Genomic DNA, 13,711 nt, shown 5'->3' with positions numbered 1-13,711 from the left:
ACATGAAATTGAAAACATTTTTATCTGTGCTCGCCCTATCAACCGCTACGGTGGTTTTAACCAACTGCGGTGGCGAAAGCAAAACAGCGGCAGCATCAGCAACTTCCAAAAAAGCAACAACTACAACATCGGCCCAGGCCGCCCCGGCTGCCGATACTGGCAAGGTGGTTTACCCGCCGTTGGATAAGGCACTGTACGATTCGGTAATGAAACGCAGTGCCCATGGCGATACCACCGGTAAATGGCCTGTTAAAAATACACCCTACCCTGTAGCTGGCGCAATATTACCCTTTAAACGCGTAGTTGCATTTTACGGTAACCTATATGCCAAAAAGATGGGTATTTTAGGCGAAATACCACCTAAAGAAATGCTTGCCAAACTACAGGCCGAATGCAAACACTGGGAAAAGGCCGACCCTAAAACGCCGGTTCAACCCGCTTTGCATTACATAGCCGTGGTTGCACAGGGCGATGCCGGTAAAGACGGTAAATACCGCTACCGCATGCCGTTTAAGCAAATAGACAGCGTTTTGGTTTTGGCTAAAAAAATAAACGCCATTGTGTTTTTAGATGTGCAGGTTGCCCTAAGTAACATACATGCCGAACTACCTTTGTTTGAAAAATACCTGGCTATGCCCCAAGTTAATTTTGGTATGGACCCGGAGTTTTCCATGAAAGACGGTAGCAAGCCCGGCAAAAAAATTGGTACTTATGATGCCGAGGATATTAATTATGTATCGGCCTACTTAACCGGCCTTGTTAAAAAATATAACCTGCCGCCAAAAATTTTAGTGGTACACCGTTTTACTAAAAAAATGGTAACCAATTACAAAAGCATAAAACTACACCCCGAAGTACAACTGGTAATGGATATGGACGGATGGGGAGAGCCCGACTTAAAGTTAGGTACCTGGCGCTATTTTGTGTACGGCGAACCGGTGCAGTTTACAGGCTTTAAATTATTCTACAAAAACGACATCAAAAAAGCTCCGCACCACATGATGACCCCGGAAGAAGTTTTAAAATTAAAACCTAACCCTAATTATATACAGTATCAGTAACAGCCCCACATAAAGCCTCCCCAAAAGGGTGGACTTTAAAATATAGAAGCCTCATGAAAATGGGGCTTTTATTTTGAACAAGTATTTAGTTAAGCCGCCCGTTCAGGCGTCCACGCCTGAACATAAGCAGTTTGCAGCGTCCACGCTGCCGGCCGCAAATAATATCCTTGCACCCCGTGAGCGCAGACGCTCAAAACTTTGTGTGTTCAGGCGTAGACGCCTGAACGAGCGGAGGTAACAGCCCCACATAAAGCCTCCCCAAAAGGGTGGACTTTAAAATATAGAAGCCTCGTGAAAACGGGGCTTTTTTTGGTAGCTTTAAATTATGGCAAAAAACAAGGTTGTTTTAGATTTAAGAATATCTGGTTTTGAAGATATAAAACATGACGAGTTAACACAACTTATTGGTTTTCAACCCATAATGGTATTTGTTATTGGCGATAAAAGAAATCCAAGAAATCCCAATTCGCCGCTCATAAAACGCAATAGTTGGTTAATGGGGTCTGGCTTAGATGAATATGCATCCTTTGATGATCAGATGAATGCCATGTTAACTATTATAGAATCTAAACTTGATATTTTTCGCGACCTATCTAAAAAATATTATTGCGAGTTTAGCTGTGCAATATTTACGTATGCTGATAATGGAGAAAGCACACCCTGGATTCATTTGGATTCGCGGTATAATAAATTAATTAAGGAAGTAGATATTGAATTTGATTTGGATTTATACGCTTGGCCTGATACTGATGAAGATGAATAAATCCGCCCGTTGGGGCTATGACGTTGACGCCTGAACGAGCGTAAGGCTTTTTATTAGCTTTATTGATATTTAGATATGATATGTAAGAGGAAATTTAAGGAAATACCGATGCCATAGCCCCGTTTGCATGCTTAGGCTATGAAATCAAAATCGCCTTGTATTCTCGTTCAAATTCTTCATAACGCAAAATTGAAATATGAGGAAATTGATTGTTTTTAATCTGATGTAAATGACGATCATTACTAATAATAAAATCTGCTTGGCTGGCTACATAGCAATCCACAAACTTATTATCGTCCTTGTCATTTTCTACTAATTGCCACAAAAAGGACGGATTTTTTAAGATAACGTTCGGAAGAAGCAATAAAAAATCAAGCGAAGCATCGGTTTGCTCAATCCCGTAACGAATGCTTATTTGTTCCTGGTATTCTGTTAGAATTTCGTTAGAAACAACCAAATCAAATCTGTTGTTTAATAAAGCACGGTGTATCCAGTTATATTTGGAACTCAGTGCAAGCGAGACAAGAAAAATGTTAGTGTCGAGAAGGAGACGTAATTTACTCATTCACCCAGCTATCCAAGTCAGCTTCGGTAATACCCTTCTGCTCAATCGCTTTTTGGATGTTACTTTGAAGCTTATCCGAAAAATACTCAGCCATCATTTTTTTTATAGCCAATAAATCTTCCTCTTTTGGTTGAAAGGAGTACATGTTTAATAACTCCAATTGCAGGGCATTTAGTTTTTGAGGTTGCATAACAATTATCCTTTTCCCAAAAATACAAAATATTAATAGTAATACCCAAACCAGGTAAATATCCAATGATGCTTGGGCAATTACATAGTCAAATTCTGGTTATTCTTAAAATACAAAAAATTCCGGTTCAATCATATTATCCCCTTTTTACAAACAAACAACATTCTTTTTTATAAACTTGTGGTATAATTCTATGTTCTCTATATGGAACGTAGGGAAACAAGTATAATGGATCAGGAATTTTACCAGCATATATTTAACAAACAGCGCGATATTGAGGCTGTACCCAGCAACCAGCAAATGGCCGATTGGGCATTGCAGGTTATCAGCTTGTTATACCCCGAGCATTCAAGGCAGGCTTATACATCGGTACAGCAGTTAAAGGCCGAATTTGATAAGCTGGAAGACGAACTTTGCGAAATACTGGATGCCACACAGGCTTGCCGCGATTGCAATAACGACCAGGTTGCCCAGGATTTTTTTAAACTCATTCCCGAATTATACCGTTTACTCAATACCGATATTCAGGCTATTTTTCGTGGCGACCCGGCGGCCCGCAGCGAGTTTGAAGTGGTGCGCGCCTATCCCGGTTTTTATGCCATTTGCTATTACAGGCTGGCCCATGCGCTTTATAAGTTAAACGTGCCCTTATTGCCCCGCATCCTTACAGAACATGCACATTCGGCTACCGGTATTGATATTCACCCCGCGGCTATCATTGGTGAGTATTTTCATATCGATCATGGTACCGGTATCGTTATCGGCGAAAGCTGCGTAATTGGTAAAAATGTAAAGCTTTATCAGGGTGTTACTTTGGGCGCGTTAAGCGTTAGCAAAAGCATGGCTTTTACCAAGCGGCACCCCACGGTTGAAGACGGCGTTGTAATTTACTCCGGGGCTACCATTTTGGGCGGCGAAACAGTAATAGGCGCTAACAGCGTAATAGGCGGCAACGTATGGCTCACCAAAAGCGTCCCGGCCGATTCGCGGGTGTACCACAAGCCCGATATACAGGTATTAAAAAAGGAAGAAAAAATTAAATAACATGGCAGGCATTATAGATTTGGTAGGCAACACGCCACTGGTTGAGATAGTTAAGCTAAACCCCAACCCTAATGTAAAAATATACGCCAAACTGGAGGGCCACAACCCCGGCGGCAGCGTTAAAGACCGTGCCGCCCTCAACATGATACGCAGCGGTATTGAGCGCGGCGATATTAAACCCGGCATGAAGCTGATAGAAGCTACCAGCGGCAATACCGGCATAGCTTTAGCCATGATAGCCCGCTTGTTTGATTTGGAAATTGAACTGGTAATGCCCGATAACTCCACCCGCGAGCGTACCTTAACTATGGAGGCCTTTGGCGCAAAAGTTACCCTGCTTGAGGGTATTGAGCGTTGCCGCGATTATGCTGAAGAAAAAAGTGCCGGTGGCGAGTTTTTTTTACTCAACCAGTTTGCCAACCCCGATAATTACATGGCCCATGTAAAAACCACCGGCCCAGAAATTTGGCGTGACACCGATGGGCAAATAACCCATTTTGTAAGTGCTATGGGTACCACAGGCACTATTATGGGCTGCTCAAGGTATTTAAAAGAGCAAAATAATGATGTGCAAATTGTGGGCTGCCAACCCATCGAAGGTTCATCAATCCCCGGTATACGCCGTTGGCCGGAGGCTTATCTGCCAAAAATATTTGATGCCACACGTGTTGATAGGGTAATGGATATATCCGAAGAGGAAGCTACCCAAATGGCGCGCAAATTAGCTAAGGTTGAAGGTGTTTTTGCCGGTATGAGCAGCGGTGGCGCATGTTCCGCCGCTATAAAACTTGCCGCCGAACTTGAACAAGGCGTTATTGTATTTATAGCCTGCGACCGCGGCGATAGGTATTTAAGCAGTACTTTGTTTGGATAATATCCGCTTGAGGGGTATTTATTGTGATTCGCTTTGTTTTTTTACCGCTAATTTAAAATTGATGTAACTAAGTTTTCTAAAAAAGTTTAAGAAACCAAAATGGCTTATAACGAAACCCTTGCCAACCGCGTGCGCGAAATTATTGCCGATGCGGGAGAAGAAAACGTTGAGGAGAAAACGATGTTTGGCGGTTTATGCTTTATGGTAAACAATAAAATATGCGTAGCCGTAAAAAAAGACAGTATGCTGGTTAGGCTAAACCCCAACCTATATGAACAAGCTCTGGAAAAGGAAGGCGTAACACCAATGGCCCGCCAGGGCACCGGGATGAAAGGTTACATTTTTGTAAGCGACGAATTTTTGCAAACACAACCCGATTTGCAATATTGGGTTAAACTGGCTTTACAGTTTAACCCAATAGCAAAGGCAAGCAAAAAATAAACCTTTAATGGGCCTTTCAGCCAATTAAAAAAAACTCCGCATTATTTGCTATCATCTTTTTCTACCAGTTCCATGCCGCATTTGGGGCAGGTGCCGGGTTTGGTTGTAATTACCTGCGGGTGCATGGTGCAGGTGTACCTAATTCCTTTTGTTTTTTTAGCTGTACTACTATCGGCAACTGCGGTACTTGTTGTGGCCTGTTTATTGTTGCAGGCTGTAACGCTCAACAATAAGCAAATGATCGCGATTAAATTTTTCATAATATTCTGCCTTTAATTAGAAGCGTCTTTAAACACTTAACCTATTTGTTTTTTATAAACGACGCAAAACCAAACAACGATACCACCAGTACACCCAAAGCGGCTAACATGCTCACAACATCCCTTATGTTTTTCCCGGCCCACGACATGCCAAAATATTTGTGCAGGAAGATGAACGATAGGCCTTCGGCTCTATCAATACCCGCTACCTTGGCGGCAAGTTTGGCGGTTGTGGTTTCAATGTACCAATTTTCGCCATTGGGGTAATGCACCTTTTGCACCGGGAGCCGCTTGTTAATAAAGCCATACTCGTTATCAAATTGTTTTACAGGCGTTACAATAATGTTGCCCTTTGCAATTGAGGTTTTATTGCTGCCGTTATTATAAAAACTGCTTAAACTTGCCGCAAACGTTTTATCGCCGTTGGTAAGTTGGGCGCCTGTTGCGGTGTTTATATACAATACTTCTTTTTTATGGTTAAGCACCTGGTAATAAACGCTATCGTTAAATTTAGCTATCGATACCTTTTTAATAGTACTATCGGGCACAGGTAAGTTAAGGTTTGATAAGGCAAGCTGCCGGCGCCCAATAAGTTGCTCAAACTGTGCGTGCCTGGGCTGTAAGTTATAAAGCTTTACATACAGGTGGAAGGCCCCGCTCACAGTAAAAGTCAACATCACGAACGACACCCATAAGCCCAGTTGCCGGTGGTAGCGGTGCAAAAAGCGTTTTTGCGCGGTGCCGTTTGCTTTACGTTGTTGCTGTATCTGTTTAAACTTCTTCCAAAATAGTGCGTAAACCGTTATGCCGCTCATCAGCGAAAGCAACATGATGGCTACCACTACCATCAATACAATAATGCGGAAGCTTTCGCCGCCCAGGGCAGCTAAAAAGCGCCAGGTGTGAAACTCATCAAACAACCAAAGCATCCATTTGCGGGTATTGTTATTAAAAGTACCCAAGCGGCTTTGGCTGGTTTCTACATACACATCCATGCCATCAGGCCGCTCGAAAGATATTTTCCATACGGGCAGCAAATGGTTAATGGGTTGGTATTGCCCGTCGAAACCGGTTTGCACTTCTACATTCTTTATTGCCGAAACAGAATCCTGGGTAAAATAACGCGCCAGGTAAATGGCATAGCGTTTATCCCCGTAAGGGGATAATTTACCATCGGCAGCCGAATAATACTGATAAGTGCTATCCCGGTTTAATATTTGGTAAAAGGTGCCGTTATTAAAATGTACGAGGCCAAAGTTACGCAACTCAGTAAGGTGGTTTTGGTCCATTACCTGCTGAATAGATAACGCAGGCTTCATTTGCTGCTGGGTGAGCGGCCTAAAAACCTCGTTTGGTATAAAGGGCCTAAACCAGTTTGACATAAAGGGGTGCGACAGGCCACTCAACGTCCAAAAAATAACCGGAACAAGGGCCGTTAAACCCAATATGCGGTGCCATTTATAAAAGCTGCTTTTCATTTGATTTTAATATTTTGAGAACGAATAACTAATGCCCAGGGTGTAAATGCGTGGTGGCGCGGCGTTATAAGTATCGCCATACTGGCTATGCGTTACCGTAGTTGCATAAAGCTGGTTGGTGGCGTTAAGTATGTTTAACCAAATGCCTGCACCTTTAATAATGCTATTAAAATTGTACCCAAAGCGCAGGTTGTAAATGTTGTAACCCGAATAGGTTTTGGTGTTTGCGGCATCGGTATAATATTGGTTAATGTGTTGCCACTCGGCAGATGCGCGTAAGCCGGGGATAAAGAGCGGTTTGTATGTCAGTTCGGAGTTGGCAATAAAGGCGGGTGCATTGTTCATCCGGTTGCCGTTGTATACTTTAACCACGCCGTTGCTTACTTCGCTGTATTGCAAATAAGTGTGTTTGGCATTGGTGCCGCTAAAGCGAAAACTGAGCGATTTAACCGGCGCATAAGTTAAAGCATACTCAATACCCTGGTGCCGCGTTTGGCCGGCATTTTGGTTTTGGGTAGTATTATCGGGCAGTAATTGCGATATGATCTCGTTATGGCCCTCCATATCATACAGGCTCAATTCAAAATATAATTTCTTGTCCCATGCCGAAAGCCAGCCGCCAGCTTCGTAATTGTTAAAGGTAGCTTGCTTTAGCGGGGGTAATTGCCGCGAGCTATATAAATCGCCAGTTTCGGGTGGCTGGAAACCTACGCTGTAATTGGCGTAAAAACAGGTGTTGGTGGCTAAATTATAGGTTAAACCCAGTTTAGGTGCCACAATATTAAAATTGTTGGTTTCCTGCTGTTTGTATTTGGTATTGCTGGCAGGCAGGCCGTTGGTAAAGTTGTAATGCACGTGGTCGTACCGCAGGCCGGCAACAATGCGCAACGGCTCAATGGGGTGTATTTCAAACTGGGTATAAGCGGCGGTATTGAACAAACCTATTTTATAATCGTCAATATAAGTGCCTGTGTTGGTAAAGCCGGTGTAGTAATTGTTTGCTACATCTTTTTGTATGTTAAGGTATTGCGCGTAGTACGAACTCGGGCTATCGTCCAGATAGGCGCCCACTATTAACCGCGAGTGTAAAAAGTTAAAATCGGCCCGGTGCTGGGTTAGTAAGCCGTAGCTTTGAAATTTTTGATCGTTAACCTGCCCGTTTGAGCTTTGGTAAACGCCCGCTACGCGCACATCGCTAATAAAATAGCTGGGTAATTGCGCAGTTGAGTTATCACGAAAAAAGAGGGTGAAAAAAGTATTATTTTTCTCGTTCCAGTTATGTTCTAAACGCGAACTTGCCCTAAACGCGTTAACCTTGCGGTACGTAAAACGCTGGTTTGCGCCATAGCTGCGGTTATAAAAATGAGCACTATCTAAACTTCCGGGTGTTTGGGTATTTAAATAATTGTAGGTTGCGGCGGTGGTAAGCTTGGTACGGGCGTTAAACTGATAAGTGGTTTTTAGGTTGGCCGAATACTTGTCAAAGTCCGAATAATCTTGCCAGCTATCTTTTTGATGGGTAACGTAGCCGCCGGCATATAAGCCAAAATTGCCGCTTGTAAAACCGCCGTCGGCATCAATGCGGCGGTAATGGTAGCTATCGCCCTGCACGGCAATATTGCCGCTATAGCCCGATGGCGGGCTTTGTGTAATAAAATTTATGGCCCCGCCAATGGAGTTACTGCCGTATAACGATGATGCCGGGCCCTTAACAACCTCAATATCTTTTACGCCCTGCATATTAATTTCGTAAAGCGAGTTATGATTAAATATGCCGGTTGGCCTTATAGGCAAGCCATCTTCCATATACAAGTACAGGGCGTTGTAGGTAATGGGTTGCCTTATGGCCATGGTATGCTGCTCGTTACCCAAATCAACCATGTAAACACCGCTTACCTTGTTTAGTAACTGGTAAAGGGCGGTAGCTTTGGTGTCTTTTATCTGGGTAGCATTAATTTGACTAATGGCAATAGGTGCGCTTTTGCGCGATTGCCCCTCGCGGCTGGCCGTTACCACAACCGGTTGCAAATCAACTGTAGATGTTTCCAGCGTAACATTGAGCGGTTTACCCAACGTTATGGTAACCAGCTTGGCCGTATAGCCTATCATGCTAAAATTAATAACTCCGCTTGCTGAAGCAGGTAGGCTAAATTTGCCTTTGCTATTGGTTTGGCTTTGGTTATCGGCCCCGATAATTATAACACCGGCAATAGCCTCGTGGGTAACCGCATCGGTTACGGTGCCGGTAATTTGACTGTATGTTTTTACTGAAAACAGCAAAAGTATGGATAGTATAAAATATTTCATTGTAATATTAACAGCATTAATTGGTTTGTTTATTTCCGTTATAGGGATGGATCGCATCGTCTGCGATGTGCGGGTTAAAGAATAATTTAACGTTACGCCATTTAGAACGTGGTATGATGGAGCATTCTTTTGCGCCAAAACGTAAATTACGTATGCTTTGCAAACAGCAAACTCCGCTCATCACCTAAACGGCACGAGGAACATTAAATTAATAACCCAATAAAACTACGCTCTTGGTGGCTGAAAAATTACGCCGGGTTGCGCAGGTTGTGCGCTGTTGATATAAGGTGTTGCAATAACCTGCAACAATGTACTGTGGAATTTAATAGTTGATGTGCCTGCAAAAAACACCTCCTGGAACAAGCTTTTTTGAGTTTGACGCTCGTCGGCCCGCTCTTTATCATCGGCTTGCTTTATCTTTTTCATGAGGTAGCACTTGCCGTTACAATGCAGCCAGGGCTTATCGCGGTTTTCGCAAAGGGCACTTGCAATGTATTTTTGATTGGCCGTATAACCCGCAAACACAAACAATTGCGTAAAATTTGCCGATAGTATGGCAAACATTAAGAAAAGTATAAAGCCGCGACGGATTAGCATTGTTTTGCAAATGTATAATTTTTGGATCAGAATTTACAGGATTAAAGAATTTACAGAATTTAATGTCTGAACCAGGATTGTCTGAACCAGAATTTATGGAATTTAAGAATTAACAGAATTTAATGTTGTAAATCTCCACCTAGCATTATCTGGCCAGTTGTTTTTAGCATCTTATCGCGCCCTCCTGATAAAGTATATTCTGTTAATTCTTAAATTCTATAAATTCTGGTTCAGACAATTCTGTAAATTCTTTAATCCTGTAAATCCTGATTACTCTACAGGCTCAATAACAATCTGCTTTATACGGGGATATTCGTGTTTAATGTTTTTGGTTACACGTTCAATGGTACTGGTTATTTGGTGAGTAGTGAGGTTTTTTATTTAATGACGATATTGTTAAAAATTGTTAAATAACTAAATAGTTAGTTTTAAAACTAACTATTTAGTTATATTTGATTTGTAAATTAATTAACTCTCAAAAAAGGGGAGATGAAGAAACTAAAATTAAACTCAATATTGACATGAAATCACAATTACTCACACTGTTAGGCTTGTTACTGTTTACCGCAGCAAGTGCGCAAAAGCCCGATTCGGCATTGGCCATGGTTCACTATAAATATACCTGGCTGCGCGATACCACCGCAAAAGATAAACCTTATACCGAAAACATGGTATTGGTACTTGGCAAAAATGCCAGCGTTTATAAAAGTTACGACCGCAAAATGCAGATGGCTCAAATGAGGCAGCAAATTAAAGAGCAAATGAGTGCAGGTGGTAATATACAGGTTTCAAGCCGCTCGGAAAGCAGCAACAAAGAATTTTTTATATTCCCCAACGAAAATAAATTGTTGCGGAAAGATAGAATTATAACCACCTATTTAGTTGAAGAGCCCTTCCCGGTTATTAACTGGAAAATAAGCAGCGACACCATGACGGTTGGTAACCTAAGCTGCCAAAAAGCTACCGGCCATTTTGCAGGCAGAGATTACACAGCCTGGTTTTGTGCCGACCTGCCATACCGCAGCGGCCCCTGGAAATTAACCGGTTTACCCGGCTTAATTGTTGAAGCTTATGATACCAAAAAGGAAGTTGTTTTTAAGTTTGATGGCATTGAAAAGGTAACACCCGTTGCCAAAACTGCCAATGATATGCCGCCTGCAACTGGTGGCATGCGTATAGTAACCATAGGGATGGACGAAGGTTCCGAAGACCCTAATTTAATAGCCTTGCCAACCAGTGCTGTAAAAGTAACCGAAAAAGAACTGGCCAATTTAAAAGAAGCCATGCGGAAAGACCCCAGCGCGTTTGTACAATCGGCAATGGCGGGTTCGGGTATGAATACAAGGCCCGGCTCGGGAGTTAACATGAAAGTTAATATACAGCCCGGCGCGCAGCCCACTGTAAATAACCCGGTTGAATTACCTGAAAAAAAATGATTGCGCTTGTGAAAAACCTTTTGCTGGGCATCATTTTATTAGTGTCCACGCAAACTGCCTTTGCCCAAAACATAGGCGGCACCATAACCGATAGTTTGGGCAAGGCGGTACCCTTTGCCAGTGTTACGCTTAAAAACAACAATGTAATTTTAGCCTATACCGTAACTAACAATAAAGGCGAATACTCCATTGCTATACCTGCCAATGCACCCAAAACAGGTTTATTGGTAGAGGTTAGCTGCGTTGGTTATAAAAAGCAAAACCTGGTTTTAACCGATGCCAGCGTGCCTTGTAACTTTAAGCTATCGGCAAGCAGTAAACAGCTTAACGAGGTGATGATAAAAAACAGCCGTCCGCATTTAAAGGTAAGCGGCGATACATTGAGTTATAGAGCTTCGGATTTTAGCAGCCCGCAGGATAGGGTAATTGGCGATGTAATTAAAAAGCTTCCCGGCGTAACCGTAGCCGCCGATGGTAAAATAAGCTATAACAACAAACCCATATCAAACCTGTACATAGGCGGCGATAATTTGCTCGACGATAAATACAACATTGCCACCGGTGCCATCCCCAATAAAGTGGTAGACCTGGTGCAGATATTAGAAAACCACCAGCCCATTAAAGCCCTTAAAGGTAAAGTTGTGAGCGACGATGTAGCCATGAACCTAACCTTTAAACCCGATGCAAAAATTAAAGTAGTTGGGCAGGAAACCGTTGGCGCAGGTTTGCCAGGCAAGTACGATGAAAACCTGAACGCCATGATGTTTAAGGACAAATATAAAGCCATAAACTACCTAAAAGGCAACAATACAGGGTACGATGTGCAGAACGATTTGGTATCACACAACATGGCTTCGTATCTTTCACGTTTGGATAATGATAAGCCTAACACCGTACTATCTTTAGGTACTGCCGGCGACCCGGATTTACCTCGTAACCGTTATTTGTTCGATCAATCGGGCATTATCAACCTTAATAACCTGGTTAACTTGAAAAAGGATGTGCAGTTAAAGGCCAATGTATCATACCTGCATGATACCCAAACACAAAATTATACCAAAAGCACACAAATATATCAACCCAACGATACCGTAAAATATACCGAAACCCAGCAAAACAAACGCCGGCCCGATTGGATACACACCCAGTTTACCCTCAACATAAACCGGGATAAATACTACCTGAACAATACCCTGGTTACCGATTATAGCCATAACACCAACTACTCTGGCCTTACCACAAACGGTGTATTTGCCAACCAGGTTTTTAAGGATAACACGCTCGATTTTTCGAACGAGTTTAACCTCATCAACACTACAAAAAGCAACAAAATATACGAGTGGTACTCCTACATCAATCGCATTACCGAACCCGAAACACGCACCATTGAGCCAGGTTTAACATCATCAAAACTGAACAACAATGTGCCGTATGCCAGTTTGCTGCAAACCACCAATATACCAACATGGTTTACCAATAACTATCTTTCGTTTAAAATACCGGGTAATTATTTAACGCAAAGCTACAAGGCAGGCTTTAGCCAGCAGGCGCAGCAATTGCAATCAAGCTTAAATGCGGTGCAGTATAACAATACGGTAACACCTGCACTTAAAAACTCAACCAATAATTTAGATTGGAACCGCACGCGCATTTACGCCGATGCCCAGTATGATGTGCCCGGCAATAAACTCAAATTAACGGTAGACTTGCCTTTAAACCTGCAATTGCTAAACTATAACGATGCGCAATATAACCTTGATAAAACGCTGAACAGGTTATATTTTAATCCGAAAGTATCGGGCAAGTACCAAACCGGGGTTGAAAACTATGTAAGCTTTGGCTATGGCTTTAAAAACGATGTGGGTAATATACAGGATGTTTATTATGGCAACATCCTTAAAAATTACCGAAGCCTGTACAGCAACAATGCCGATTTAACCGAACGCCAAACGCAAACCGCATTATTAGGTTTTAATTACCGCAAGGCTATAACACTCTTCTTTTTTGGGGCAAATGCCATGTACACCCATTCGGTAGCTAATAACATCAGTTCAAGCATAATTACCGATACCTTGCAGCAGCGCATTGTACTGCCTTTTGAAAACGGTTTTGATTCGTGGCAATTAAGTACAAGCATTAGTAAATACAATTTTGCATTGCGCACTACATTTAGCACAGGCATCAACTGGCAGTCCAGCCGGTCAAACCAAATACAGAATGGTATTATTTTGCCTTACAACACCATAGCAACAACGCTAAATGCGGGTATCGAATCGAAAATTAGCGAGAAAGTAAATTTAAGTTATAAGGCTTATTACACCCAAACCACCAGCGAGTCGAAGGTATTATCGTCAAAGGCGGTAATCAAACAACTGCAACAACAGGGAGCTATTAACTATATACCCAGCAGTAATTTATTTTTAAGCCTTTCCGGCGATCATTATTTTACGCACCAGGATGCAGCTAACGATCTGAAATATATTTTTGCCGATGCTTCCGCACGATACAAGTTCAACAAAATTAAAACCGACCTTGAACTAAGCGCCGTTAACCTGTTTGATACCCGCACTTACAGCGCCCTGTACCTATCGGCCAATACATTCACGGCAAATACCTACACCATTCCGGGCCGGTTTTTCCTGTTAAAGGCGATGTTTAATATTTGATAGGGGCGGATGTCTGATAAAAATTGTCA

The 13,711-nt window shown here is 42.4% G+C and carries 13 protein-coding genes; 7 read left to right on the top strand and 6 right to left on the bottom strand.

The window, feature by feature from the left end:
- The first annotated feature begins 2 nt into the window (after positions 1-2).
- Both BDD43_RS26025 and BDD43_RS26020 read left to right on the top strand, forming a co-directional pair.
- Positions 3-1,061, top strand: coding sequence for a hypothetical protein (locus tag BDD43_RS26025; RefSeq protein ID WP_121201160.1), 1,059 nt, complete (start codon positions 3-5; stop codon positions 1,059-1,061).
- Between the two features lie 325 nt (positions 1,062-1,386).
- Complete coding sequence (locus BDD43_RS26020; protein ID WP_121201158.1) at positions 1,387-1,824, top strand: DUF4279 domain-containing protein; 438 nt, start codon at positions 1,387-1,389, stop codon at positions 1,822-1,824.
- A 136-nt stretch (positions 1,825-1,960) separates the two neighbouring features.
- On the opposite strand, the gene BDD43_RS26015 is transcribed toward BDD43_RS26020, so the two are convergent.
- Together BDD43_RS26015 and BDD43_RS26010 are read right to left on the bottom strand one after the other, a co-directional pair.
- Complete coding sequence (locus tag BDD43_RS26015; RefSeq protein WP_121201157.1) at positions 1,961-2,389, bottom strand: putative toxin-antitoxin system toxin component, PIN family; 429 nt, start codon at positions 2,387-2,389, stop codon at positions 1,961-1,963.
- A complete protein-coding gene (locus tag BDD43_RS26010) occupies positions 2,382-2,579 on the bottom strand; it encodes a hypothetical protein (RefSeq protein ID WP_121202132.1) in 198 nt (65 codons plus the stop codon). Before BDD43_RS26010 ends, BDD43_RS26015 begins: the two co-directional genes overlap by 8 nt.
- A 228-nt stretch (positions 2,580-2,807) precedes the next feature.
- Here BDD43_RS26010 and epsC point away from each other — a divergent pair, with 228 nt between their 5' ends.
- From epsC to BDD43_RS25995, 3 genes are all read left to right on the top strand, one after another.
- Positions 2,808-3,623, top strand: a complete 816-nt coding sequence (epsC, locus tag BDD43_RS26005; RefSeq protein WP_121202131.1) for a serine O-acetyltransferase EpsC — start codon at positions 2,808-2,810, stop codon at positions 3,621-3,623.
- A gap of 1 nt (position 3,624) precedes the next feature.
- The gene (gene cysM, locus BDD43_RS26000) at positions 3,625-4,497 is read left to right on the top strand and encodes a cysteine synthase CysM (RefSeq protein WP_121201155.1); all 873 of its coding nucleotides are present in this window, start codon (positions 3,625-3,627) and stop codon (positions 4,495-4,497) included.
- Positions 4,498-4,596: 99 nt separating this feature from the next.
- Positions 4,597-4,938: a TfoX/Sxy family protein gene (locus tag BDD43_RS25995; protein WP_121201153.1), complete on the top strand. Its 342-nt coding sequence runs from the start codon at positions 4,597-4,599 to the stop codon at positions 4,936-4,938.
- 41 nt (positions 4,939-4,979) lie between these two features.
- On the opposite strand, the gene BDD43_RS25990 is transcribed toward BDD43_RS25995, so the two are convergent.
- From BDD43_RS25990 to BDD43_RS25975, 4 genes are all read right to left on the bottom strand, one after another.
- Positions 4,980-5,198, bottom strand: a complete 219-nt coding sequence (locus BDD43_RS25990) for a heavy metal-binding domain-containing protein (protein ID WP_121201151.1) — start codon at positions 5,196-5,198, stop codon at positions 4,980-4,982.
- A 41-nt stretch (positions 5,199-5,239) separates the two neighbouring features.
- Complete coding sequence (locus BDD43_RS25985; protein WP_121201149.1) at positions 5,240-6,676, bottom strand: PepSY-associated TM helix domain-containing protein; 1,437 nt, start codon at positions 6,674-6,676, stop codon at positions 5,240-5,242.
- A 6-nt stretch (positions 6,677-6,682) separates the two neighbouring features.
- A complete protein-coding gene (locus tag BDD43_RS25980; protein WP_162847169.1) occupies positions 6,683-8,983 on the bottom strand; it encodes a TonB-dependent receptor in 2,301 nt (766 codons plus the stop codon).
- A 225-nt stretch (positions 8,984-9,208) separates the two neighbouring features.
- The gene (locus BDD43_RS25975) at positions 9,209-9,547 is read right to left on the bottom strand and encodes a hypothetical protein (RefSeq protein ID WP_121201145.1); all 339 of its coding nucleotides are present in this window, start codon (positions 9,545-9,547) and stop codon (positions 9,209-9,211) included.
- A 554-nt stretch (positions 9,548-10,101) separates the two neighbouring features.
- On the opposite strand from BDD43_RS25975, the gene BDD43_RS25970 reads away from it, so the two are divergent.
- Together BDD43_RS25970 and BDD43_RS25965 are read left to right on the top strand one after the other, a co-directional pair.
- On the top strand, positions 10,102-11,016 hold the full coding sequence (locus BDD43_RS25970; RefSeq protein ID WP_147425742.1) for a GLPGLI family protein: 915 nt from the start codon (positions 10,102-10,104) through the stop codon (positions 11,014-11,016).
- Complete coding sequence (locus tag BDD43_RS25965) at positions 11,013-13,682, top strand: carboxypeptidase-like regulatory domain-containing protein (protein WP_121201141.1); 2,670 nt, start codon at positions 11,013-11,015, stop codon at positions 13,680-13,682. Before BDD43_RS25970 ends, BDD43_RS25965 begins: the two co-directional genes overlap by 4 nt.
- The last annotated feature ends 29 nt before the right edge of the window (positions 13,683-13,711 follow it).

This window comes from Mucilaginibacter gracilis (assembly GCF_003633615.1).
GTDB lineage: Bacteria > Bacteroidota > Bacteroidia > Sphingobacteriales > Sphingobacteriaceae > Mucilaginibacter > Mucilaginibacter gracilis.
This window is presented reverse-complemented; position numbering and strand designations above follow the sequence as displayed.